At 70.6% G+C, this 22,854-nt stretch carries 20 protein-coding genes; 16 read left to right on the top strand and 4 right to left on the bottom strand.

All coding sequences use genetic code 11. The features are described 5' to 3' along the window. Positions 1-5: 5 nt before the first annotated feature. Genes Q0C38_RS08755 through Q0C38_RS08765 form a run of 3 tightly spaced genes read left to right on the top strand, consistent with a single transcriptional unit; the run spans position 6 to position 3,579 of the window. Positions 6-2,345, top strand: coding sequence for a xanthine dehydrogenase family protein molybdopterin-binding subunit (locus Q0C38_RS08755; RefSeq protein ID WP_291296694.1), 2,340 nt, complete (start codon positions 6-8; stop codon positions 2,343-2,345). Further along, positions 2,342-3,121: a xanthine dehydrogenase family protein subunit M gene (locus Q0C38_RS08760; RefSeq protein ID WP_291296695.1), complete on the top strand. Its 780-nt coding sequence runs from the start codon at positions 2,342-2,344 to the stop codon at positions 3,119-3,121. The genes Q0C38_RS08755 and Q0C38_RS08760 overlap by 4 nt, the downstream gene beginning before the upstream one ends. Continuing rightward, positions 3,118-3,579: a (2Fe-2S)-binding protein gene (locus Q0C38_RS08765; RefSeq protein WP_291296696.1), complete on the top strand. Its 462-nt coding sequence runs from the start codon at positions 3,118-3,120 to the stop codon at positions 3,577-3,579. The genes Q0C38_RS08760 and Q0C38_RS08765 overlap by 4 nt, the downstream gene beginning before the upstream one ends. On the opposite strand, the gene Q0C38_RS08770 is transcribed toward Q0C38_RS08765, so the two are convergent. After that, the gene (locus Q0C38_RS08770) at positions 3,576-4,256 is read right to left on the bottom strand and encodes a phosphoribosyltransferase (RefSeq protein WP_291296697.1); all 681 of its coding nucleotides are present in this window, start codon (positions 4,254-4,256) and stop codon (positions 3,576-3,578) included. The two genes, Q0C38_RS08765 and Q0C38_RS08770, sit on opposite strands and share 4 nt — an antisense overlap. A gap of 80 nt (positions 4,257-4,336) precedes the next feature. Between Q0C38_RS08770 and Q0C38_RS08775 the strand changes: the two genes are divergently transcribed. Both Q0C38_RS08775 and Q0C38_RS08780 read left to right on the top strand, forming a co-directional pair. Then, positions 4,337-5,896, top strand: a complete 1,560-nt coding sequence (locus Q0C38_RS08775; protein ID WP_291296698.1) for a D-aminopeptidase — start codon at positions 4,337-4,339, stop codon at positions 5,894-5,896. Positions 5,897-5,935: 39 nt separating this feature from the next. Continuing rightward, positions 5,936-6,637, top strand: a complete 702-nt coding sequence (locus tag Q0C38_RS08780; RefSeq protein WP_291296699.1) for a GntR family transcriptional regulator — start codon at positions 5,936-5,938, stop codon at positions 6,635-6,637. On the opposite strand, the gene atzF is transcribed toward Q0C38_RS08780, so the two are convergent. Next, a complete protein-coding gene (gene atzF / locus Q0C38_RS08785; RefSeq protein ID WP_291296700.1) occupies positions 6,601-8,367 on the bottom strand; it encodes an allophanate hydrolase in 1,767 nt (588 codons plus the stop codon). The genes Q0C38_RS08780 and atzF overlap by 37 nt on opposite strands. Before the next feature lie 191 nt (positions 8,368-8,558). Between atzF and Q0C38_RS08790 the strand changes: the two genes are divergently transcribed. Genes Q0C38_RS08790 through Q0C38_RS08835 form a run of 10 tightly spaced genes read left to right on the top strand, consistent with a single transcriptional unit; the run spans position 8,559 to position 18,255 of the window. Next, positions 8,559-10,166, top strand: coding sequence for an ABC transporter substrate-binding protein (locus Q0C38_RS08790; RefSeq protein ID WP_291296701.1), 1,608 nt, complete (start codon positions 8,559-8,561; stop codon positions 10,164-10,166). A gap of 5 nt (positions 10,167-10,171) precedes the next feature. Beyond that, the gene (locus Q0C38_RS08795) at positions 10,172-11,185 is read left to right on the top strand and encodes an ABC transporter permease (protein ID WP_291296702.1); all 1,014 of its coding nucleotides are present in this window, start codon (positions 10,172-10,174) and stop codon (positions 11,183-11,185) included. Beyond that, entirely contained in the window at positions 11,182-12,042 is an 861-nt protein-coding gene (locus Q0C38_RS08800) for an ABC transporter permease (protein ID WP_291296703.1), read from the top strand. The genes Q0C38_RS08795 and Q0C38_RS08800 overlap by 4 nt, the downstream gene beginning before the upstream one ends. Positions 12,043-12,055: 13 nt before the next feature. Continuing rightward, complete coding sequence (locus Q0C38_RS08805) at positions 12,056-13,024, top strand: ABC transporter ATP-binding protein (RefSeq protein WP_291296704.1); 969 nt, start codon at positions 12,056-12,058, stop codon at positions 13,022-13,024. Then, positions 13,006-14,016, top strand: coding sequence for an ABC transporter ATP-binding protein (locus Q0C38_RS08810; RefSeq protein ID WP_291296705.1), 1,011 nt, complete (start codon positions 13,006-13,008; stop codon positions 14,014-14,016). Before Q0C38_RS08805 ends, Q0C38_RS08810 begins: the two co-directional genes overlap by 19 nt. Further along, positions 14,013-14,219 carry a DUF4089 domain-containing protein gene (locus Q0C38_RS08815; protein WP_291296706.1) on the top strand — a complete coding sequence of 69 codons (207 nt, stop codon included), beginning with the start codon at positions 14,013-14,015 and terminating at the stop codon, positions 14,217-14,219. The genes Q0C38_RS08810 and Q0C38_RS08815 overlap by 4 nt, the downstream gene beginning before the upstream one ends. Beyond that, positions 14,216-15,619, top strand: coding sequence for an AtzE family amidohydrolase (locus tag Q0C38_RS08820; protein WP_291296707.1), 1,404 nt, complete (start codon positions 14,216-14,218; stop codon positions 15,617-15,619). Before Q0C38_RS08815 ends, Q0C38_RS08820 begins: the two co-directional genes overlap by 4 nt. Continuing rightward, positions 15,616-16,029 (top strand): oxalurate catabolism protein HpxZ, encoded by a 414-nt coding sequence (gene hpxZ / locus Q0C38_RS08825; protein ID WP_291296708.1) that lies wholly within the window; start codon positions 15,616-15,618, stop codon positions 16,027-16,029. The genes Q0C38_RS08820 and hpxZ overlap by 4 nt, the downstream gene beginning before the upstream one ends. Positions 16,030-16,068: 39 nt before the next feature. Continuing rightward, positions 16,069-16,995, top strand: coding sequence for a DMT family transporter (locus Q0C38_RS08830; RefSeq protein ID WP_291296709.1), 927 nt, complete (start codon positions 16,069-16,071; stop codon positions 16,993-16,995). A gap of 21 nt (positions 16,996-17,016) precedes the next feature. Further along, the gene (locus tag Q0C38_RS08835) at positions 17,017-18,255 is read left to right on the top strand and encodes an MFS transporter (protein ID WP_291296710.1); all 1,239 of its coding nucleotides are present in this window, start codon (positions 17,017-17,019) and stop codon (positions 18,253-18,255) included. Positions 18,256-18,297: 42 nt separating this feature from the next. Here the strand turns inward: Q0C38_RS08835 and Q0C38_RS08840 are convergent, their stop codons facing one another. Both Q0C38_RS08840 and Q0C38_RS08845 read right to left on the bottom strand, forming a co-directional pair. Next, the gene (locus tag Q0C38_RS08840) at positions 18,298-19,329 is read right to left on the bottom strand and encodes an aspartate-semialdehyde dehydrogenase (protein ID WP_291296711.1); all 1,032 of its coding nucleotides are present in this window, start codon (positions 19,327-19,329) and stop codon (positions 18,298-18,300) included. 39 nt (positions 19,330-19,368) lie between these two features. After that, complete coding sequence (locus tag Q0C38_RS08845) at positions 19,369-20,316, bottom strand: DMT family transporter (RefSeq protein WP_291296712.1); 948 nt, start codon at positions 20,314-20,316, stop codon at positions 19,369-19,371. Between the two features lie 125 nt (positions 20,317-20,441). On the opposite strand from Q0C38_RS08845, the gene Q0C38_RS08850 reads away from it, so the two are divergent. Continuing rightward, the gene (locus Q0C38_RS08850) at positions 20,442-22,805 is read left to right on the top strand and encodes a methyl-accepting chemotaxis protein (protein WP_291296713.1); all 2,364 of its coding nucleotides are present in this window, start codon (positions 20,442-20,444) and stop codon (positions 22,803-22,805) included. The last annotated feature ends 49 nt before the right edge of the window (positions 22,806-22,854 follow it).

Genomic DNA, 22,854 nt, shown 5'->3' on the forward strand with positions numbered 1-22,854 from the left:
CAGCGATGGCCGATGGTGGCAGCGGAAAGGGCGTCGGTGCGCGCCTGCCGCGCAAGGAGGATGATCGCTTCCTGCGCGGCAAGGGAAGGTTCGTCGCCGACATCCGCATCCCCGGGATGCGCGAGGTGGCGTTCCTGCGCGGCCCCATCGCGCACGCGCGCATCGGCGCCATCACGGTGCCGGAGGCTCATCGCGCTGCGGTGTTCACGGCGTCCGACCTCACCGATGTCGCGCCCATCCGCGCGTACTCAGGCCTGAAGGGCTTCCGCCGGTCGGACCAGCCCGTGCTCGCCACCGGCAAGGTGCGGCATGTCGGCGAGGCGGTGGCGATGATCGTCGCCGCGACCCGCGCGGAAGCCGAGGACATTGCGGGCCTGATCGACATTGCGTGGGAGCCGCTGCCCGCGCTGGTCGACATGGCGGAGGCGCGCGCAACCACCACCCGCGTGCACGAGGAATGGCCTGACAACATCGTCCTCGAGACCTTCGTCGATGATGACCTGTCAGACATCGCTGCCACGGCCCCCATCGTCATCCGCCGCAGCCTCCGCACCGCGCGGCAATGCATGTCGCCGATCGAAGGCCGCGGCGTGGTGGCGGAGTGGGACGGCAGGCTCGACCAGCTCGTCATGTGGTCATCGGCGCAGATGCCGCACATCACGCGCTCAGGCCTCTCCGAATGCCTCGGCCTCGACCATGGGCAGATCCGCGTGATCTCGCCCGATGTCGGCGGCGGCTTCGGCTACAAGGGAATCCTTCTGCCGGAGGAGGTGGCACTCGGATGGCTCGCGAGGCGCATCGGCGCGCCGGTGCGGTGGATCGAGGACCGGTTCGAGCAGCTCTCGGCCAACGCCAATTGCCGCGAACACGCCTATGAGCTGACGGCCTACGCGGACGGTGAGGGAACCCTGCTCGCGCTCGACTGCGAGGCGATGGTCGATGCGGGCGCCTACTCGTCCTACCCCTTCTCGGCGTGCCTCGAAGCCGCGCAGATCGCCTCGATCCTGCCCGGCCCCTACCGGTTCGGCCGCTATCGCTGCCGCACCTTCTCGGTCGCCACCAACAAGCCGCCGATCCTGCCCTATCGCGGCGTGGCGCGGACGGGCGTGTGTTACGCGATCGAGACGGTGATGGACGCGATCGCCGAGGCAACGGGCATCGACATTGAAACGGTGCGGCAGCGCAATCTCGTGCGGAGCGAGGAGATGCCGTACACGAACGTGACGAACAAGGTGTTCGACAGCGGCGACTATCCCGAGGCGCTGCGCCGTGCTGCCGCTGCGCTCGACATCCCGACACTCCGCGCGCAGCAGGCGAGCGAGACGGGACCGGTCCGCACCGGCGTTGGCCTCTCCATCTTCTGCGAGCAGGGCGCCCACGGTACGGCCGTCTATCACGGCTGGGGCATCCCGATGGTGCCGGGGCACGAGCAGGCGCAGGCGCGGCTGACGCCCGATGGCGTGCTTGAACTGCGCATCGGCGCGCACAGCCACGGCCAGGGGATGGAGACCTCGCTCGCGCAGGTGGCGCACACCATCCTCGGCATCAACCCTGCCGCCGTGCGGCTCGTGCATGGCGACACGGCGTTGACGCCGTATTCCACCGGCACCTGGGGCTCGCGGTCCGCCGTCATGTCGGGCGGGGCTGTCGCTGCCGCCTGCGAGACGCTGGCCAAGCGCATCGCCGCGATCGGCGCGCATCTGCTGCAGGCCGAGGCCGGTTCCGTGCGCGTGGAAGATGGCAGCGTGGTGGCACCGGGCGGTGCGTCCGTCACGCTCCGCGAGGTCGCGCACACCTGGTATCGCGCCCCGCAGTTGCTGCCGCGCGACGTTGACCCAGCGGGGCTTGACGTGACAGCCGGCTACAAGCCGCTCTCCGATGGCGGAACGTTCAGCTACGCGGCACACGCCTGCGCCGTGACGGTGGATACCGAGACGGGGTTCGTCACGCTTGGCCGCTACGTCATCGCAGAGGATGGCGGGGTGTGCCTGAACCCGATGATCGTCGACGGCCAGGTGCTCGGCGGCACCGCGCAGGGCATCGGCACCGCCCTCTACGAGGAGATGCCGTATGACGGAGAGGCGCAGCCGCTCGCCGCCTCGCTGGCCGACTATCTGCTGCCTGGTGCCGGCGAGATTCCGCGCATCGCGATCGAGCATATGGAAACGCCCTCGCCGTTGACGCGGTTCGGCCAGAAGGGCATCGGCGAGAGCGGCGCGATCGGCCCGCCGGCGGCGATCGCCAATGCGGTGAACGATGCGCTGCGGCCGCTCGGCGCACGCGTCGATGCGCTGCCGATCACACCGCGCCGCATCCTCGAGGCATTGGCGCGGGCGGGACGATGAAGGCAGCGGCTTTCGACCTCGTTCGCCCCCGCACCGTTGCCGATGCGCTCGCCGCCCTCGCCGACGGCGCGCGGCCTCTGGCGGGGGGCCAGTCGCTCGGGCCCATGCTGAACTTCCGCCTCGCCACGCCCGAGCGCCTTGCCGATATCCGCACCCTCGCCGCGTTGCGTGCGCACGCCGAAACGGACGACACCATCACCTGGGGTGCGGCCGTGACGCATGCCGAGGTGGAGGATGGCCGCGTGCCTGACCCGACGGGGGGAACGCTGCGCGCCATCGCCGGCCACATCGCCTATCGCGCCGTGCGCAACCGCGGCACCGTCGGCGGCAGCCTCGCACACGCTGACCCTGCGGCGGACTGGATCAGCGCGCTCACCGCCCTCGGCGGCAGCGTGCGTATCGCGGGGCCGGAGGGCGAGCGCGAGGAGGCGCTGACGGGCTGGATGTCGGGCGCGTTCGCCACGCAACTGGCCGAGGGCGAGTTGCTCCTCTCTGTCACCATCCCACGGCCCAGGCCGGGCGCGCGGCTCGCCTACCGCAAGCTCTGCCGGAAGGAGGGCGAGTTCGCGATGGCGATCGCCGCCGTGCTGGATGACCCAGCGCGCGCGATCCGCCGCGTCGTGGTCGGGGCGACCGATGGCGCGCCCATCATCGCCGAGGGCGCCGATGCCGGCCCTCGCGCTCATGCCGCGATCGATGCGTGGCCAGGCGAAGCATGGAAGGCACGGCTGCTGCACGTTTCACTCGATCGCGCGCTCGGGGACATCGCCGCATGACCACGCTCACCGTGAACGGCATCGAAACGACGCTCGACGTGCCGCCCCGCACCCATCTCGCCGATGCCCTGCGCGAGACGCTCGGCCTCACGGGCACGCATCTCGGCTGCGAGCATGGCGTGTGCGGTGCCTGCACGGTCGAGCTCGATGGCTCGCCCGCGCGTGCCTGCATCGCCTTCGCCGCTGCGTGCGCCGGAGCCGTGGTACGCACCATCGAAGGCTTCGAGTACGATTCTGTGATGGCAGAGCTTCGCGCGGCCTTCACGGCACACCACGCGCTGCAATGCGGCTACTGCACGCCCGGCATGCTGATCACCGCGCGCGACATCGTGCTGCGCATTCCGGGGGCTGACGAAGCGCGGGTGCGGCGAGAGCTCGCCGGCAATCTCTGCCGCTGCACCGGCTACCAGGGCATCGTCGATGCCATCCTCGCCGTGCTTGCGGCGCGGCGCGGCTAGGTTCGCTCGACAGGCCGCCAGCCGTCGGTATCGCGGCGGAACATCGGCGTCGCGAAGCCGGCGACCACGGCGACACCCGCCATCCGCTCCCGCCACCGGTCACCTTGCGCCATCGCAACCGCGACACCGACGGCGGGGAAGCCCGCTCGCGCGAGGAGCCTGAGCGCGGCAGCAGCAGAGATGCCCGTCGAGACAACGTCATCGACCACCAGCACGCGGCGGCCCGCGAGCCGGCCGAGCACGCGCGGGTCGAGCCAGAGGCGCTTGCCGGCATCGGGACTTGTGGAGGACGCGATGGGTTCGGCCAACGCCTCGTCGTACCAGAGCTTGCGGGAGTAGCCGAGCGCCACCCAGTTCGGAAACCCCAGCCGCTCCGCAGCCCCGCGCGCGAACACGTGGCCGAGCGTCGGCAGCCCAACCACCACCTCGGGCGCGAGCGCGCGGGCTGCGCCGACCAGGAAGCCGGTCAACGCATGCTCGACCGTGAAGGAGGCCTGCGTCGAGATCAGGGAGGCGACGGCGCGGGAAGGGTCGTCGGCCACGGGGCGAAGCGGCTGCAGCAGCCAGCGCCCATCGGGCAGCCGCGTCGATACGCGATCGGCGTAGGGCGCCGTCACGTGCGGCGCGGCGGCGAGGTCCTGCCAGAACACGTCGGGGAGGGGGGATGGCGCGGGCATCACGCACAGTCTATCCGCCGGCTGGTGCGGGCAACAGGGCAGCCATTCCAGTTCCGGCGTAATCGGGCAACACTGGGCGCATGATACAGGGCCTCACCCAGCGACTCGATTCGCTCCTCGCCGACCTGCCGCGCGCCTATCCGGGGCCTGGCGGGGCCATCGCCATCCTGCGCGAGGGCGAGGTGCTCGCCTGCCACGCCTGGGGTTATGCGAACGCGGAGCAGCGCATCCCCTTCACGCCGCGCACGCTGTTCCGCATGTGCTCGATCACCAAGCAGTTCACGTGCGGCGTGGTGCTCGAAGCGTTCGGCGAACCGGAGGCGCTCGATGCCGCCGTGCGTGCGCGGCTTCCCCTGCTGGGCGATGCCGCACCGCCCGCACGGCTGCTCTGCCACAACCAGTCGGGCCTGCGTGACTACTGGGCGGTGGCGATGCTGCATGGCTCTCCCGTCGAGGCGCCGTTCGGCGACCATGAGAGCGCGCGGGTGATCGCCGGCACGCACACGCTGCATTTCGCACCTGGCACGCGCGCCTCCTACGTGAACCAGAATTTCCGCCTGCTGTCGGATGCGGCGGAGGAGGTCTCCGGCCGCAGCTTCGCCGAATTGCTGCGCACGCTGATCTTCGATCGCGTGGGCATGGACACCGCCTTCCTCGCCGCCGACACGCGCGCGATGCCCGATGGCACGGAGGGCTACGAAGGCACCGTGGCATCGGGCTTCCGCGCGGCCGAGAACCGCATCGTCTGGACCGGCGATGCCGGGATCGGCGCCTCGCTCGATGACATGATCGCGTGGGAGAAGCACATCGACGCGACACGCGATGATGCCGCATCGCTGCATGCGCGGCTCGCCGCCCCCGTCACCTTCGCCTGCGGCACGCCGGCGCGCTACGGCTTCGGACTCGCACGCCGCAACGAACTCGGCCATGCGGTGATCGGCCATGGCGGCGCGCTGCGCGGCTGGCGAAGCCACCGCTTCTACGCTCCCACTGAGCGCATCTCCGTCGTTGCGATGCTGAACCACCTGTCGGATGCCACCGCTGCGGCGACCGATGCCTTCGCCGCCGTGCTCGGCATCGCGAAGCCGAAGCCCGATACGACGCTCGCACCTCCCCCCTGGCTCGGCACCTATGTCGAACCCGAAACGGGGCTTTCCGCGCGCATCGATGCGCCGTGGCCGGGTCAGCTGCGCCTCCGCTACGGCCAGGCGGCGGAGCGGCTGGACCTCGCGGCCGATGGCTCCGCGGCAGGCGGCGGCACGCGGCTTCGTCCCGGCAACGGAACGCTCCTGATGGAGCGTGCGGCCGACAACCAGGTGACGCATCTCGCCCGCTGCATTGGCGAGGCGACACCCGACATCGCCGGCCGCTATCGCTGCGCGGAGCTCGCCGCCGAGCTCATGATCGCCGATGCGGGCGGCGCCCTCTACGGCGCGTTCCAGGGCTTCCTCGGTGCTGGGCGGATGGAACTGCTCGAACCCATCGGCCCTGACCTCTGGACGCTGCCCTGCCCCCGCGCGCTCGACCACACACCGCCGGGGGACTGGACGCTCGCGATTCAGCGTGAAGGCGGGCGCATCACGGGCATCACCGTCGGCTGCTGGCTCGCGCGTGGCCTGCCCTATGCGCGCATCGGTTAGCCCTGGCCCGTGTTGGGGCGAGCGACCATGATCAGGCGCATGGAAACGCCTGGGGCGAGCATCGCGGCGAATGCGCCGCGGCGCGAGGAGACGCAGCTCGCGCGGCTGGCACGGTCGATCGCCGAGGCGATCGTCGATGGCAGGCTCGCACCTGGCGAGCGGCTTGACGAGGCAGGGCTTGCCGCGCGCTACGGCGTGTCGCGTACCCCCGTGCGCGAGGCGCTGCGTAACCTCGCCGCCTCGGGCCTTGTCGAGCATCGGCCGCATCGGGGCGCTGTCGTTGCACTGCCCGACCCACCACGGCTGCGCGGCATGTTCGAACTGATGACCGAGCTCGAGGCGACCGCCGCACGATTCGCCGCGCTGCGGATGGACCCGCACGAACGCCGCGCACTTGCAGCACTGCATGAGGAGGCAGCGGCGATCATGCGCGGCGGCGATGCGGCAGCGTATGAGGCCGTGAACCTCCGCTTCCACCACGCGATCTTCTCGGGCAGCCACAATCCCTTCCTCGAGGAAACCACGCAGGCGATGCGCGTGCGCATCCGCCCCTTCAGCCGCGGGCAGTTCAACCTCGAGGGAAGGCTGATGCTGAGCCACGTCGAGCATGGCGAGATCGTCACCGCCATCGCGCAAGGAGACGCCGCAAGCGCGGAAGCCGCCATGCGCACCCATGTCGGGCGCATCGCCGAGGCCGCCGCGGGCTACCTCGCCGCGACGCCAGCGATGGAGGCGCGGTAGGCCCTCCAGCCGCCGAAGCGCGTCACATCCTCCGCCCCCGCTGGCGCCGCTTCGGTGCAGAGGAAGCCGACCGTTTCTGTTCCGTCATCAAGCCGCACGCGGCCGAGCGAGAGCGGTGCCGGGATGGAGGCAAGCAGGGCGGCAACGGCACCGGCCGGAATGCGCCAGAGCTCGCCGGCCAGCGCAGCACCGGCCGCATCAGGCACGACGCCAGGCCGCGCCGGCTGCCCGGGCAACGCCAGCAGGCGATAGCAGGACGCGGTGGCGATCTCGCGGGCGAAGCGCGCGCCGAGGGCGACCAGGTCCTTGTTCAGCGGAAGCCCCCGCATGTGCGCGCCGAACACCGCGACATCGAGGAACGGGAATGGCGCTTCAGCAGGTGATGCCGCTTCGCCCGAGAACATCGCCGCGATCCCAGCGAGGTCACCCTCGGCGAAAGCCGGCCCGACAAGGGTGACACCGAAGGGAAGCCCCTCGCCATCCGTCCCCGCCGGAATGGCAAGGGCCGAGAGGTCGAGCAGGTTCACGAAGTTCGTGTAGGTGCCGAGTTGGCTGTTCACCAGCACGGGCTCCGCCGCGAGCGCGGCGAGCGTCGGCACGAAGGGGGCGGTCGGCAGCAGCAGAGCATCGATGCCCGCCATCACCGCATCGGCCGCCCGCCTCAAGGTGGCGAGGCTGTACTGCGCCCGGAACGTCTCGATGGCGGAAAGGCCAGTTCCCTTGACGACGATGCCGCGCACCACTGGGTGGATCGCCTCGGGCCGCTCCGCCAGCAGGCGCTCGACCACCGCCGTGCGCTCCGCCACCCACGGGCCTTCGTAGAGCAGCCGCGCGGCCTCGGCGAAGGGGCCGAAATCGATCGTGACGATGTCGGCGAATTCCGCCCAGCGTGCGAGGGCGTCGGCATAGGCCGCCTCCGGAGCGGCGCGGCCGAAGAAGGCGCGTTGCGCGGGCGCGGGAACGCCGAGGCGCGGCCGATGGCCAGCGGCGCCGCGCGCCACCCAGCCTGGCGGTGCGGCGCGCGCGAATGGGTCCTCCGCATCGAACGCGGCGGCGACGGCGAGAACCGCCATCGCATCGGCAACCGATGTCGCGAACACCGACACGCAGTCAAGCGACCGGCAGGCGGGAACGACACCCCACGTCGAGACGAGTCCCTTGGTCGGCTTCAGCCCGACGATGCCGTTGAACATCGCCGGCACGCGGCCCGACCCAGCCGTGTCGGTGCCGAGCGCGAACGACACGAGGCCTGCCGCGACCGCGACGGCGGAGCCCGATGAGGACCCGCCCGGCACGCGATCCGCCGCCAGAACGTTCCGTGGCACGCCGTAGGGTGAGCGAACGCCGACGAGGCCCGTGGCGAACTGGTCGAGATTGGTCTTGCCGACGAGCATCGCACCGGCAGCCTCGAGCGCCGCGACGACGGTGGCCGAGGCGGCGGGCTGGTAGGCGAAGGCAGGGCAGCCAGCCGTGGTGGGAAGCCCGGCCGCGTCGATATTGTCCTTCACCGCGAAGGGAATGCCGTAGAGCGGCAGCGAGGCGGGGTCGCGTGCATCGAGGGCGGCCGCCTGTGCGCGGAGGCGGTCGGCGCAGGGGCCGCCGATCCAGATCGCGCCGTCGCCATGCGCGGCCGCGGCGGCGAGCACCGCCTCCGCGACGCGGGACGGCCGCTCTCCGGCGCGATACGCCGCGGCGAGGGCCGGGATGGAGAGATCGCCCCCGTGGCTCATGGCCCGGCCCCGTTGGATTGCATGCAATATGCGCATATCGGGTCGCTTCGCGTGCAGATCGCCCAACTCATGACCAACTCCTGTCGCCTGCCTGCCGTGAATGCCGTCTTTTTCCGCCTCTTCTGCGCCGGTGTGCACGTGGCATGCCGGTTGCTGCGCCCCCCCAATCCGGCAGACCGAGGAGAGGCACAATGATTTCACGTCGTCATATCCTGAAGGCAGGTACCGCAGCCGCCCTCGGCACCGTCGCCTCGGCGCCGGCCATCCATGGCGCCGCCGCGCAGTCGCGCCGCGAGACGCTGCTGCTGATCAGCGAGAACCCACCGAACAGCACCGACATCCATGGCGTCGGCACCAACCGGCCGGCCTACGAGGCGTCGTGGAACCTCTACGACAGGCTGATGACCTTCGGCGTGAAGAAGGATGCCAACGGCGTCGATCATTACGACTACACCAAGCTCGAGCCCGAACTCGCCGAAAGCTGGAACCAGACGCCGACCTCGGTGACGTTCAAGCTGCGCCGCGACGCGACCTTCCATGACGGCAGCCCCGTCACCGCCGAGGACGTGAAGTGGAGCTTCGACCGCGCCCTCGCGGTGGGCGGCTTCCCCACCTTCCAGATGCGCGCGGGCTCCCTCGAGAAGCCAGAGCAGTTCGTGGTGGTCGATCGCAACACCATCCGCATCGACTTCATCCGCACCGACAAGCTGACGATGCCCGACCTCGCGGTGCCGGTGCCAGCGATCTACAACTCCGGCCTCGCGAAGAGGAACTCCACGGCTGCTGATCCCTGGGCGATGGAGTGGCTGCGCGCCAACCCCGCCGCCGGTGGCGCCTACCGGCTCGAGCGCTGGGTGCCGGGGCAGGAGATGGTGTTCGCCCGCTTCGATGGCTGGAGGAGCGGCAAGCGGCCTGACCTTGCGCGCGTGATCTGGCGCATCGTGCCGCAGGCGGGCAACCGCCGCGCGCTGCTCGAGCGTGGCGACGCCGACATCTCGTTCGACCTGCCGGCGAAGGACTTCCAGGAGCTTGCCGCGGCGCGGCGGCTCAAGATCGTCGGCACGCCGGTCGAGAACGCGATGCAGTATATCGGCATGAACGTGAACCGCCCGCCGTTCAACGACGTGCGCGTGCGCCAGGCCATCGCCTTCGCCATCCCCTACCAGCGCATCATGGACCAGGTGGCCTACGGCACCGCCGTGCCGCTGTTCGGCGGCCCCGCACAGCCGGCGGATGCGACGTGGCCGCAGGCGCATCCCTACGTCACCGACCTTGACCGCGCCAAGGCGCTGCTCGTCGAGGCTGGCTACGCGAACGGCTTCGAAACGACCTTCAGCTTCGACCTCGGCCTCGCCTCGATGAACGAGCCGATCTCGGTGCTGGTGTCGGAGAGCCTGGCGCGCCTCGGCATCCGCACGACGATCAACAAGATCCCGGGGGCGAACTGGCGCAACGAGCTGCTGAAGAAGGAGATGCCGCTGATCACCAACACCTTCGGCGGCTGGCTGAACTTCCCCGACTATTTCTTCTTCTGGGCCTATCACGGCCAGAACGCCGTGTTCAACACGATGGGCTACCAGAACGCCGAGATGGACGCGCTGATCGAGAAGTCGCGCTTCACGCAGAACGAGGCCGAGTACACCGACGCGATCAAGGGTTTCGTTGCGAAGGCGTTCACCGACGTTCCCCGCATCCCGCTGTTCCAGCCGAAGCTGATGGTGGCGATGCGCGACAACATCGATGGCTACCGCTACTGGTTCCACCGCCAGCTCGACTATCGCGTGCTCACGAAGGGCTGAGGCGGATGTTCGGGCTCCTGGCGCGGCGGCTTGCTGCCGCGCTGCCGACACTGGCGGGCGTCATCGTCGTCACCTTCCTGATGACGCGCGCGCTGCCCGGCGACCCTGCGGCGTATTTCGCGGGGCCCGCGGCGACGCGCGAGGCGGTGGAGGAGATCCGCCGCCAGCTCGGCCTCGACCAGCCACTCTGGGTGCAGTTCGGCGACTACCTGGCCGATCTCGCGCGCGGCGACCTTGGCCTGTCCATCACCACGGGGCAGCCGGTGCTGGCTGACATCGCGCAGCGGCTGCCGGCCTCGGCCGAACTCACGCTGATCGGGCTGCTGATCGCCGCGGGCTTCGGCGTGCCGATGGGCGTGGCCGCGGCCCTCAGGCCCAACTCGTGGGTCGATCACCTCTGCCGCGTCATCGCCACCGCCGGCGTGTCGCTGCCGACGTTCTTCACCGGGCTGCTGCTCGTCTACGTGTTCTACTACCAGCTCGGCTGGGCGCCAGCGCCGCTCGGGCGGCTCGATGCGTTCTCCTCGCCGCCACCGCAAGTGACGGGGTTCTACCTGATCGACAGCCTGCTCGCGGGCGACATCGAGACGTTCACGGGTGCGGCCGCGCAGCTTGCGCTGCCTGCGCTCACGCTCGGCATCTTCGCGTTGGCGCCGATCGCGCGGATGACGCGCGGGTCGATGCTGTCGGTGCTGTCGTCGGACTTCATCCGGGCGGCGCGCGCCGCGGGGCTCAGCGGCAACACCATCGTCATCCGCTACGCGCTGCGCAACGCGCTGCTGCCCGTCGTCACCACCCTCGGCATGGTGCTGTCGTTCTTGCTCGGCGCGAACGTGCTGGTCGAGAAGGTGTTCGCCTGGCCCGGCATCGGCTCCTACGCAATCGAGGCGCTGATCGCGTCCGACTATGCGCCCGTGCAGGGCTTCGTGATGGCGATGGCGATCCTTTACGTCGCACTGAACCTCGTGATTGATCTCGCCTACCAGGCGATCGACCCGCGCGTGAGGATCGAGGCGTGAGTGCCAGCGCCGCCGCAGGTGGAACGGTCGGCCACATCCGGCACGTGCTGTCGGAGAACCCCGTCACGGGCCTCTCCTTCGGCCTGTTCGGCCTGCTGGTGCTGACCGCCATCCTCGGCCCCTCGCTCGTGCCATACGATCCGCTGGCCTCGTCCGACGCCGCACTCGCGGCCCCCTCGGCGAAGCACTGGTTCGGCACCGACAACCTGGGGCGTGACGTGTTCGCTCGCGTCGTGGTCGCAACGCGGCTCGACCTCGGCATGGCGTTCGCGGCCGTGGCCCTCGTCTTCGTCACCGGCACGCTCGCGGGTGTTGCCGCCGGCTTCCTCGGCGGGTGGACCGACCGCATCGTCGGCCGCGTGACCGACACGATCATGGCCTTTCCGCTGTTCGTTCTCGCGATGGGGCTGGTCGCTGCCCTGGGCAACACGATCGCCAACGTGATCTACGCCACCGCCATCATCAACTTCCCGATCTACGCGCGCGTCGCCCGCACGGAAGCCAACATCCGCCGCGAGGCTGGATACATCGAGGCCGCGAGACTCGCCGGCGCGTCCACCCTCGCGGTGATGCTGTTCGAGGTGCTGCCGAACGTGCTGCCGATCATGATGGTGCAGGTGAGCCTGACGATGGGCTACGCGATCCTCAACACCGCGGGGTTGTCGTTCATCGGCCTCGGCATCCGCCCGCCCACCGCCGAGTGGGGGATCATGGTCGCGGAAGGGGCGGGCTATATCGTTTCGGGCGAGTGGTGGATCGCGCTGTTCCCGGGCCTGGCACTCATGCTCGCGGTGTTCACCTTCAACCTGATGGGTGACGGGTTGCGCGACATCGTCGATCCCCGCAGAAGGACATGATGGGGCGTCGGACATGAGCCAGCCGCCGCTCCTCTCGGTCGAGGATCTCTCGGTCGAGTTCCGCACACGCTCTGGCACAGTGCGCGCACTCGAGGCGATCAGCTTCGCCATCGCGCGGGGCGAGACAGTGGGCGTGGTGGGCGAGAGCGGGTCCGGCAAGTCGGTCACGGCGTATACCGTGATGCGGCTGCTCGACGATGCCGCGCGCATCACCTCCGGCCGGATCATGTTCGGCGGGCTCGACATGCTTGGCGCCGATGCGGGAACGCTCGCCGAACTGCGCGGGCGAGAGCTCTCGATGATCTTCCAGAACCCGCGCGCGAGCCTGAACCCGATCCGCCGCGTTGGCCAGCAGATCGCGGATGTTCTGTTGCGCCACGCCAATGTCGGGGCGAAGGAGGCGGGCGAGCGGGCCGTCGCGCTGCTCGCCGAGGTGGGCATCCCCGAGCCGTCGCGCCGCGCGAAGGCCTATCCGTTCGAGCTCTCGGGCGGCATGTGCCAGCGCATCGGCATCGCCATCGCCCTTGCCTGCCGCCCCGCGCTGCTTATCGCCGACGAACCGACGACGGGCCTCGACGTGACGACGCAGGCAACGATCATGGACCTCGTGTCGGAGCTCGGCCGCGCGCGGGGAATGGCGACGATGCTGATCACCCACGATCTCGGTCTGGCAACGGAACGATGCGATCGCGTGGTGGTGATGCACGCGGGCCACGTGGTGGAGGATGCGCCGACAGCCGCCCTCTTCGCCGCCCCGCGCCACCCCTACACCGCGCGGCTCTTCGCCGCCACGCCGCGGCCAGGCCTCGCGCTGTCGGAGATCAGCACGATCCCGGGTGGGCTGCCTGACCTGCGGCGTGACGATCTTCCGCCCTGCCGCTTCTCGACGCGCTGCGACCGGCGGCGCGATGCGTGCGATGCGCCGCCGCTGCCGCGCGTGACTCACCAGGGGCGGCTCGTCGCATGCCACAACCCGCTGTGAGCGCGCCCGTCCTCGACGCGCGGGATGTCTGCAAGCGCTACCCCGTCGGTGGCGGTGGGCTCTTCGCGCGCGGGCCGGTGCCGCTGCTGCATGCGGTCGATCGCATCTCGCTCACGGTCGGCGCCGGCGAGACGGTGGGCCTCGTCGGCGAGAGCGGCTGCGGCAAGACTACCCTCACACGCATGCTCGCACGCCTGATCGATACGACCGAGGGGTCGATCCTGTTCGGCGGTGATGATCTCGCCACCGTCCCTGCCGCGCGCTTCGCCGGTCACCCCGCGCGCGCCGCGATCCAGATGGTGTTCCAGGATGCCGAAGGCTCGATCAACCCGCGCTTCACCGCCTTCGATGCCATCGCCGCCCCGCTGCGCCGACTCAATGGCCTCTCTGGTGCTCCGTTGCGCGCGCGGGTCGAACGGGCGGCGGAACAATGTGGCCTGCCCCTCACGCTGCTCGGCCGCTATCCGCACCAGCTCTCGGGCGGGCAGAAGGCGCGCGTCGGCATCGCGCGTGCCGTTGCGACCGAACCGAAGCTGCTGATCCTCGATGAGCCGACCTCGGCGCTCGACGTCTCGGTGCAGGTCGTGATCCTCGAATTGCTGGCGGAGCTGAAATCGCGCCTCGGCATGTCCTATCTCTTCGTCAGCCATGATCTCAACGTCGTGCGGCTCATCTGTGACCGCGTGCTCGTGATGTATCTTGGCCGCATCGTCGAGGAAGGACCGGCGGAGGCGGTGTTCCGCGCGCCGGCCCATCCCTACACCCGCGCGCTGGTCGATAGCGTCGCGGTGCCGGGACAGATCCGCGAGGGGCCACGGCTCCGCCTCTCCGGCGACCCGAAGAGCCCGATCGACCCTGACCAGAACGCCTGCCGCTTCCACGGCCGCTGCCCGCGTGGGCAGGATGTGTGCGGCAGCGTCGCCCCACCGGAGGTCACCCCCGGTACCGGGCGCCGCGCCTTCTGCCACCTGCCGCTCATGGAGCATGCATGACCGAGACGACGCCGAAACCGCTGACGGAGAAGGAAGCCGAGGCGCTGCTCGATGCGGCCTCGCGCGCGCTCGCCCTGCCGGTGCCCGAGAAATGTCGGGCCGGAACGGTCACGAACATCGTCGCTGCCTCCACCGCCGCGGCCTTCGTCATGGGCTTCCCGCTCGGCGACACGGATGAGCCAGCACCGGTGTTCCGCGCATGAGCATCGAGGCGCTGCTCGATGGTGATGGGGCTGTCATCGCCGCCGCCATCCGCTCCCGCACCGTCACGGCCACGGCGGTTGCGGAAGCAACACTCGCGCGCATCGCCGCGCGGAACCCCGCGCTGAACGCCTTCACCGATGTGACGGCCGATCGCGCGCTGGCCGCCGCGCGCGGCGTGGATGCGACGATCGCCGTGGGCGGCGATCCCGGCCCGCTGGCCGGCGTCCCCTATGCGGTGAAGAACCTGTTCGACGTTACCGGGCTGCCGACGCGCGCGGGCTCGCGCATCGGCCGCGACAACCCACCCGCCACGGAGGATGCCACCGCCATCACGCGCCTCGACGCGGCAGGCGCGGTGCTCGTCGGCGCGCTGAACATGGGCGAGTACGCCTACGACTTCACCGGCGAGAACGCGCATGACGGGCCCTCGCGCAACCCGCACGACGTCTCGCGGATGGCGGGCGGCTCCTCTGGCGGTTCGGGCAGTGCGGTGGGTGGGCGCCTGGTGCCGTTCGCGCTCGGCTCCGACACCAACGGCTCGATCCGCGTGCCGGCTGCCTTCTGCGGCACCTTCGGCCTTAAGCCCACCTACGGGCGGCTTTCGCGGGCCGGTGCGATGCTGTTCGCCGGCAGCTTCGACCATGTCGGGCCGCTCGCGCGCAGCGTGGCCGACCTTGCCGCCGTGTATGACGCGATGCAGGGGCCGGATGCCGCCGATCCGGTCTGCGCGGCCTCGGTTGTCGATCCGCTCTCGCATCGTCTTGGCGGCGATGTCTCGGGGCTTCGCATCGCCGTTGCCGCGGGCCATTTCCGCGAGAATGCGGCCCCTGGGGTTCTCGAGGCCGCCGATGGCGCCGCGGCCGCACTCGGCGTCACGCGCGAGGTCGCGATCCCCGAGGCCGCGCGTGCGCGGGCGGCTGCCTTCGTCATCACCACGATCGAGGGCGCGCAGCTTCACCTGCCACGCCTGCGTGCCCGCGCGATGGATTTCGACCCGGCAACGCGCGACCGGTTCCTCGCCGGCGCGATGCTGCCCGCCGGCTGGTATCTCGCCGCGCAACGCTTCCGCGCCTGGTACCGCACGCAGGTGCTGGCGCTGTTCGAGACGGTCGATGTCATCCTCGCCCCGGCGACGCCACTGCCCGCCCCGCCGATCGGCGGGCAGACCATGACGTTGGGCGGTGCCACCGTGCCGCTGCGACCGAACATCGGCCTCTACACGCAGCCGCTGTCGTTCATCGGGCTTCCTGTCGTGTGCGTTCCAGGTGCGCGCGGGCCGGATGGGCTGCCGCTCGGCGTCCAGGTCATCGCCGCACCCTGGGCCGAGGAGAAGGCGCTCATGGTCGCTGCCGTCCTGGAACGTTCCGGACTCGCACACTGCCCGGGGCTGCCGGCATGACGATCGCGATCAACCTCCCCGCGCCGCTGGCCGAGATGCAGGAGGCCTTCGCCGCCTACGAAAAGGCACTCACCGGTAATGACGTCGCGATGCTCGACCTGCTGTTCTGGAACAACCCGCACACGCTCCGCTACGGCGTGACGGAGAACCTCTACGGCTACGAGGCCATCGCCGCCTTCCGCGCCGGCCGCCCTGCCGCGGGGCTTGCGCGCAGCATCTCCAACACCGTCATCACCACCTTCGGCGCCGGCATGGCCACCGCCAACACCGAGTTCACGCGCGAAGGCTCGACCCGCACCGGCCGGCAGAGCCAGACCTGGGTGAAGTTCCCCCCGGCCGAGGTCGGCGCGGCCTTCGGCGGCTGGCGCATCGTCGCCGCCCACGTCTCGCTGCTGACCACCCCCGCATAAGCCCTTTCGCCCGGCACGCGCCGGCGTAAGCTCACGGCCATGGCGGGTGCACATGCGGCGCGGTGGGACGGGGCAATGGCGCCCGCGCTGATCGTTCTCTCGGGGCTTCTCTACACCGTCGCCTACGTCACGGCGAAGCTGCTCGCCGGCAGGATCGATGCCCTGCAGCTCACCTTCCTCCGCTGTGCGCTGCTGCTCGCCGCCTTCGCGCTCAGCACACCCTTCGCGGCGAATCCGGGCGCGGCTTGGCGGCGGCTGCTGTTCCCGCCGCGCGCGCGCGACATGCGGCTTGCGGGCCTGGGCGTGATCGGCTCCTCCATCCTGGTGATCCTCGCCTATGCGCGGATGCCGGTCGTCGAGGTCTCCGCGGTCGCGTTCATGGGGCCGATCATCCTCACCGCGTTGGCCGGCCCCCTGCTCGGCGAACGCGTCGGCACGTTCCGCTGGGTCGCGGTTGGGCTCGGCTTCGGCGGCATGCTCGTCGTGCTCCGCCCCGGCATGGCGGGGTTCCAGCCAGCCGCCCTCCTCGCGCTGGCCGGCCAGTGCGCCTATGCGGGCTACCAGATCGTCGCGCGCAGGCTTCGCGGCGAGGCGGACGCAACCGACCTGACGCTGCAATCGGCGATTGTCGGCACCGCCATCACGCTGCCCGCCATGCCCTTCCTGTGGGTCACGCCAACCGCCATCGAATGGCTGATGGTGATCGCCTTCGCCGCCATCACGGCAGCGGGGCAGGTGACGCTCGCCATGGCCGTGCAGCGGGCCGAGATGGCAGGACTGCAACCTTGGCAATACACCAAGCTCGTCTGGGCGCTGGGATTCGACGTGCTGCTGTTCGGCTTGTTTCCCGACCCACTCGCCGCAATCGGCATCGCGCTGATCCTCGCCGGTACCGCGCTGGCAGCGGCGGGACCATCCCCCAGATCGCCCGGGGGATGTTCCGCGGGGGGTTCCGGGGGGCGTTGACGATGCTCCCGGGCGCCGCACATGGTGCACCGTATGGATGGAACCCAGTCCGCGCGCGCCGAACACGCCGCGTCGTTTCCGACAGCATCGACAGCGCCGGCGGCAACGCCGTTCCTGCTGCTCGCGGCCGTCGCCGGCATCGGCCAGGTCGCGGCCAACCTGCCGCTGCCCAGCCTGCCGGCCATCGCCGATGCCTTTGGCGTCGGCAATGGCGGGGGAGAACTCGTGCTCGCGGTGTTCCTCGCCGCCTTCGCGCCGTTCCAGCTGGTCTGGGGCCCGCTGTCGGACAGGCACGGGCGGCGGCCGGTCGTGCTCGGCACGCTGGCACTCTTCGCGGCCGGAAGCCTCGTCTGCGCCGCGGCGCCCAACTTCGCGGTCCTGCTCGCAGGCCGCGTTATCCAGGCTGCCGGCGGAGCGGCCGGCCTCGTGATCGCGCGCGCGATGATCCGTGACGCCAACGAAGGCGCGGGCGTCGGCCGCGGCATGGCCTCGCTCTCGATGGCGATTGCCGCCGTGCCGGCCTTCTCGCCACTCGCCGGCGCCGGGCTCGACCTGCTGGCAGGCTGGAGGGCGGGCTTCCTCGCCTCTGCCGCCGCCGCGCTCCTCGTGCTGGCGTGGGCTGCACGCGCGCTCGGCGAGAGCAACACCACACGGCTTGCGGTTCTCGATGCCGCCGCCATCGCGCGCGGCTATCGCGGCGTCTGGGCATCGGCCCGCTTCCGCGCCAACGTGCTGGTCGCGGCCGGTGCCATGGGCGGGCTGTTTGCCTTCGGCGCCGGCAGCCCGAACCTCTACATCAACGAGTTTGGCCTGACGCCGACCGCCTACGCCCTCTACCCGCTGATCGCGGTCGTCGGCGTCGTCATCGGCGGCGGCATCGCGCGGCGGCTGATGAAGCGCGGGCAGAGCAGCGCGGGCCTGCTCACCGGCACGCTGCTGATGCTCGCCGGCGGCCTCGGCATGGTGGCGCTCGAACCCCTCGGGCTGTTCGACAAGCACGGCGTGAACGTGACGATGAGCCTGTTCGTTCTGGGGCTGGGCCTCGCCCTGCCCGCCGCCTTCGCCCTCGCACTCGCCGAGTTCAAGGGCAACGCGGGGACAGCCGCGAGCCTGGCAGGGGCGATCCAGATCGCAGGCGGCGCCGTGGCAGCGGGGCTCGCAGGCGTGATCGGCATGCCAGCGGCGATGGCAGCGTGCGGGCTGCTCGCCGTGACCTCACTCGTCATCACACCGAAGAAGACAGGGGGCTCCGCCCCCTGAGCCCCCGCCAGGGGGGCAGCGCCCCCCTGGACCCGGCAGAACCTAGGCCGCGACCTTCGACAGGTGGCCTTGGGCGATCAACGTTTCGGCGATCTGCACCGCGTTGAGCGCAGCACCCTTGCGGAGGTTGTCGCTCACGCACCAGAAGGCCAACCCGTTGGGAACCGTCAAATCCTTCCGCATGCGGCTGACGAACACATCGTCCTCACCCGCCGCCTCGATCTGCGTAATGTAGCCGCCATCCTCGCGCCGATCGACAACCGCCACGCCAGGTGCCTTCCGCAACGCAGCCATGGCTTCGGCCACGCTGATCGGGCTCTCGAACTCCACATGCACCGCCTCGGCATGGCCCACGAACACGGGCACGCGCACGCACGTCGCCATCACGGCGATGTCGGGGTCGAGGATCTTCTTGGTCTCGGCCACCATCTTCCACTCTTCCTTGGTCGACCCGTCATCCATGAACTTGTCGATGTGGGGAATGCAGTTGAAGGCGATCGGCTTGGTGAATTGCTCGGGCACCGGAAGGTCGTTCACGAAGCTGCCCTTCGACTGGGTGAACAACTCGTCCATCCCCTCCTTCCCCGCGCCGGACACCGACTGGTAGGTCGACACCACCACCCGCTTGATCTTCGCAATGGCATGCAGCGGCTTCAGCGCCACCACCATCTGGATCGTGGAGCAGTTGGGGTTGGCGATGATCCGCCGCTTGGCGAACCCCTTCAGCGCCTGGGGGTTCACCTCCGGCACCACGAGGGGGATGTCGGGGTCCATCCGGAACTGGCTGGTGTTGTCGATCACCACGCAGCCCGCCGCCGCCGCCCGCGGCGCATGGATGGCAGAGACCGACGCACCGGGGCTGAACAGCCCGATATCGGTGCCGGCGAAGTCGAACGTCTCGAGGTTTCGCACCGTCAGCACGCGATCATCGCCATAGCTGATCTGCGAGCCCGTCGAACGGCCTGAGGCGAGCGCGATCACCTCCGTCGCCGGAAAGTCGCGCTGGGCCAGCGTTTTCAGCAGCTCACGCCCGACCGCTCCGGTGGCGCCGACGACTGCAACCCTGTAGCCCATGACACATGCTCCCTTCCGCCATCGTGGCGGATACGGGAGTTACGCCGCCCGACCGCCCGGTTCAAGCGGTGGCTTCGCCACCAGCCGCGCACCGGAGGCAAGCCACACCCCGGCCGTCAGCGCGGCAAACCCCCCGATCTCGGGCCAGGACGGCACCTCCCCCAGCGCGGGAACGGCCAGCAGCGCCGTCATCGCCGGGTTCAGCGCAGCCGGGATCGCCGCACGCGCCGCGCCGAGCCGCGAAACCCCGATGTTGAACAGGATCACCGACAGCGTCGCCGCCAGCCCGCCATGCAGCAGCGCCTGCAGCGCGAGCTCCCCTATCGGGATCGTGAGGAACCGCGGCCCGAACAGCAGCAGGTAGGGCGGCAGGTACACGATCACCGACCCGATCGCGCTGATCGCCACCGCATCGAGCGAGGCAAGCCGCGCGCGGCGGATCGCGACGGTGTAGAGCGCGAACAGGAGCCCCGCGCAGGCGAACAGCGCGTGGCCGATGAACACCGTCGGCGGATATCCCGCCATCGTCGCCCCGACCAGGGCCGCCACGCCAGACACGATGAAGCCGAGCCCCACGATGCTGCGCCGTGACAGCCCCTCGCCCAGCACGAAGTGCGCGAGGATGCCGGTGAACACGGCAGAGAGCGGTGCGGTCATTGCCCCGCTGTGCCCGGCCGGCGCGAACACGAGGCCGCCGGTGTTGCAGAGGCTGAACGCGAAACCCCCTCCGCCGACGATGGCGGCAAGCGACAGCGGCTTCAGCCGCCGCACCGGCAGGCCGCGGCGGGCCACGTGCGGGCTCAGCAGCAACGCGGAGGTGAGGAAGCGGATCGCCACCATGTCGGTCGCGCCCAGCCGAGAGGTGCCGAGGAGGTAGCGGGTGGCGACGGCCCAGCCGGCCCAGATCATCACCGCGCTGCTCGCCGCTGCCCAGCCAAGGGCTTCGCGCCGCGATAGCCCCGGCCGCGCCGTCGAGGGTCCGTGCATGCCAGACAGAGCATACGCGCAACCCGGCCGCGCGCCAGCGCATGTGGTCGTTCGGACAGCCTTCATCTTTTCGGCGCGATTGTGTCGTGTCGACGCACCACTGACCTCTGGGGGCTCCCGTGTCCTTGCGCTGGAAGATCATCGGCCCGTTCCTGGCCCTCGTCGCCGTTCTGATGATGGCGCTGTCGCAGGAGGTGAGGGTCGCCATCACGGAGGTGGGGCGTACCGACAGGGCGTTCGCGGCGAACACGGTGGCCGAGGGGCTCATCGAGGCGACGACGGCGCTCGCCGTCGAGCGCGGCGGCACCAACGCCATGCTCGGCCAGCCGCCCGAGCGGCGCGATGCCGCGCGCGCCCCGATCCTCGCTGCCCGCACCAAGGCCGAGGCGGCGCTCGAGGCAGCTCTCGGCCGCCTCGCCGGAACGTCCGGGGCGAGAATGCCCGAGCATCAGGCACTCGCCGAGGCACGCCAGCGCCTGTCCGCGCTCCGCGCAGCCGTTGACGGGCCAGCGGCGTCGGCGCCCAGCCAGGCAGCGTGGTTTGCCGGCATCACCACGGTGATCGACGCTTCGGCCTCTCTCCGCCGCGCCATCGAAGGCACATCCATCACCTCGGCGGCCGACCTCACCCCGGCGCTGGCCGGCATCCGCGACGCACTGTGGGAGACGCTGGAATACGCCGGGCGGCAGCGCGGCATGATCGCCGGCACCATTGCCGGGAACAGGCCGCTGACCGAGGCGCAGCTCCGCCAGATCGGCTATTTCCGCGGCCACATCCGTTCGAGCCGCGGCCGCTGGATCGCGCTGCGCACCGAGACGATGCCGCAGCCCCTGCGCGAGGCCCTCGCCCGTGTGGAGACGGGGTACTACGTGCCGATCGACACGTTGGTCGATCGCCTGGTCGACGCCTCCGCCAAGGGCGAGGCCTATCCGCTGACCGCCGATGTCTGGTTCCGCGAGGTCACCGGCATGATGGCCCATGTCGAGGCGGCCATCGGCGCGGCCAACACCGCACTCGACGCCTCGCTTACGGCATCGCGTGATGAAGGGCGCGGCACGCTGGTGATCAATGGCGGTCTCGTCCTCCTGGCCCTGTTCGGCGCCCTCGCCCTCTGGCTGATGCTGCGGGCGCAGGTGATCCGGCCGCTGATGGCTGCCGTCGCGGTCATCCGTCGCCTGGCCGCCGGGGATACCGCCGTCGCCGTGCCGCCGGCGAGGAGCCGCGACGAGATCGGCGCCCTGCTGGAAGCCACCGCCCAGTTCCAGGTCCAGGCACGCGAGAACGCAACGCTGCTGGCCGACCAGGAGCGCCTGCGCACCGAGGCCGACGCGGCGCGCGTGCAGGCCATCCGGGCGATGGCCGACAGGATCGAGAACGAGGCGGCTGGTGCCGTCTCCAAGGTCTCGCAGCGTAACGAGACGGTGATCGCGCTGGTGGGTGACCTGAACGCCATCGCCGCCACCGTCGGGCGAATCGCGGGCGATGTGTCGGCCACCGCCGAGACATCCGTCGGCACCGTCACCTCCGCCGCCGCGGCGGCGGAAGAATTGTCGGCCAGCATCGGCGAGGTCGCCGGCCAGATCAGCCGCTCGGCGACAGCGACGCGGGGCGCCACGGCGCGCGCCGACACCGCCCGCCGCAGCTTCGACGAGCTGGCCGGCGCGGTGCGCGAGATCGCCGAGGTAAGCCGCCTGATCGGCACGATTGCCGGGCAGACCAACCTGCTCGCGCTCAACGCCACGATCGAGGCGGCGCGGGCCGGAGAGGCGGGCAAGGGCTTCGCCGTCGTCGCCTCCGAGGTGAAGAACCTGGCGACGCAGACCGCCAAGGCGACGGAGGAGATCGGCAATCGCATCGGCGCGATCGAGCAGGCGACGCGCGATGCCCTCGCCGAGGTGTCGGGCATCACCAGCGCGATCGGCGAGGTCGATGCGATCGCAAGCGAGGTCGCCGCCGCGATGGACAGCCAGACCGAGGCGGTGCGCCAGATCGCCGCGGCGGTGAACGAAAGTGCCGGCAGCGCACGGTCGGTCGCGCAGCAGATGCGCGGGGTGTCGGAGGAGGCGGCCCGCAACGGCACGATCGCGGCCGAGGTGCGCGGCGTGGTCGGCGCGGTAGCCGACGAGGTGGGCGGGCTGAAGGGGCTTCTCACCCGTGTCGTCCGCACCGCGACCGACGACGCCGACCGCCGCGTGGCCGAGCGCGTGCAGCGTTCCGGGCCTGCCACCCTGCGCCTGGCGAATGGCGCCACGATGACGGCGGAGTTGATCGACATCTCGGCGCGCGGCTGCGCCCTGCGCCTTCCTGCCGATGCGCCACCGACCACGGGCGAGGTGACGATCACCGCCGCCGGCCTGCCGCAGCTGCGCGCGACCGCCGCCCGCCGCGACGGACGCGACGCGGGCTTCGCCTTCGTGCATGCCAGCGAGGCCGACCAGGCGGCCCTCGCGCGCGCCCTTGGCGGACAGCCCATGCGCCAGGCCGCCTGAGGCGGCTCCACAAACGAAAACGGCCGGCCCCGTCACCGGGGCCGGCCGT

Source organism: Elioraea sp. (assembly GCF_022842375.1).
In the GTDB taxonomy this organism is placed as follows: domain Bacteria; phylum Pseudomonadota; class Alphaproteobacteria; order Acetobacterales; family Acetobacteraceae; genus Elioraea_A.

What these genes read in the sequence shown, in the direction of transcription:
- Q0C38_RS08835 (WP_291296710.1), top strand. Translation starts at nt 17,017, where the DNA reads ATGGTGCACCGTATGGATGGAACCCAGTCCGCGCGCGCCGAACACGCC.
- Q0C38_RS08780 (WP_291296699.1), top strand. Translation starts at nt 5,936, where the DNA reads ATGGAAACGCCTGGGGCGAGCATCGCGGCGAATGCGCCGCGGCGCGAG.
- Q0C38_RS08755 (WP_291296694.1), top strand. Translation starts at nt 6, where the DNA reads ATGGCCGATGGTGGCAGCGGAAAGGGCGTCGGTGCGCGCCTGCCGCGC.
- Q0C38_RS08805 (WP_291296704.1), top strand. Translation starts at nt 12,056, where the DNA reads ATGAGCCAGCCGCCGCTCCTCTCGGTCGAGGATCTCTCGGTCGAGTTC.
- atzF (WP_291296700.1), bottom strand. Translation starts at nt 8,367, where the DNA reads ATGAGCCACGGGGGCGATCTCTCCATCCCGGCCCTCGCCGCGGCGTAT.
- Q0C38_RS08770 (WP_291296697.1), bottom strand. Translation starts at nt 4,256, where the DNA reads ATGCCCGCGCCATCCCCCCTCCCCGACGTGTTCTGGCAGGACCTCGCC.
- Q0C38_RS08765 (WP_291296696.1), top strand. Translation starts at nt 3,118, where the DNA reads ATGACCACGCTCACCGTGAACGGCATCGAAACGACGCTCGACGTGCCG.
- Q0C38_RS08795 (WP_291296702.1), top strand. Translation starts at nt 10,172, where the DNA reads ATGTTCGGGCTCCTGGCGCGGCGGCTTGCTGCCGCGCTGCCGACACTG.
- Q0C38_RS08840 (WP_291296711.1), bottom strand. Translation starts at nt 19,329, where the DNA reads ATGGGCTACAGGGTTGCAGTCGTCGGCGCCACCGGAGCGGTCGGGCGT.
- Q0C38_RS08810 (WP_291296705.1), top strand. Translation starts at nt 13,006, where the DNA reads ATGCCACAACCCGCTGTGAGCGCGCCCGTCCTCGACGCGCGGGATGTC.
- Q0C38_RS08845 (WP_291296712.1), bottom strand. Translation starts at nt 20,316, where the DNA reads ATGCACGGACCCTCGACGGCGCGGCCGGGGCTATCGCGGCGCGAAGCC.
- Q0C38_RS08820 (WP_291296707.1), top strand. Translation starts at nt 14,216, where the DNA reads ATGAGCATCGAGGCGCTGCTCGATGGTGATGGGGCTGTCATCGCCGCC.
- hpxZ (WP_291296708.1), top strand. Translation starts at nt 15,616, where the DNA reads ATGACGATCGCGATCAACCTCCCCGCGCCGCTGGCCGAGATGCAGGAG.
- Q0C38_RS08830 (WP_291296709.1), top strand. Translation starts at nt 16,069, where the DNA reads ATGGCGGGTGCACATGCGGCGCGGTGGGACGGGGCAATGGCGCCCGCG.
- Q0C38_RS08775 (WP_291296698.1), top strand. Translation starts at nt 4,337, where the DNA reads ATGATACAGGGCCTCACCCAGCGACTCGATTCGCTCCTCGCCGACCTG.
- Q0C38_RS08760 (WP_291296695.1), top strand. Translation starts at nt 2,342, where the DNA reads ATGAAGGCAGCGGCTTTCGACCTCGTTCGCCCCCGCACCGTTGCCGAT.
- Q0C38_RS08815 (WP_291296706.1), top strand. Translation starts at nt 14,013, where the DNA reads ATGACCGAGACGACGCCGAAACCGCTGACGGAGAAGGAAGCCGAGGCG.
- Q0C38_RS08790 (WP_291296701.1), top strand. Translation starts at nt 8,559, where the DNA reads ATGATTTCACGTCGTCATATCCTGAAGGCAGGTACCGCAGCCGCCCTC.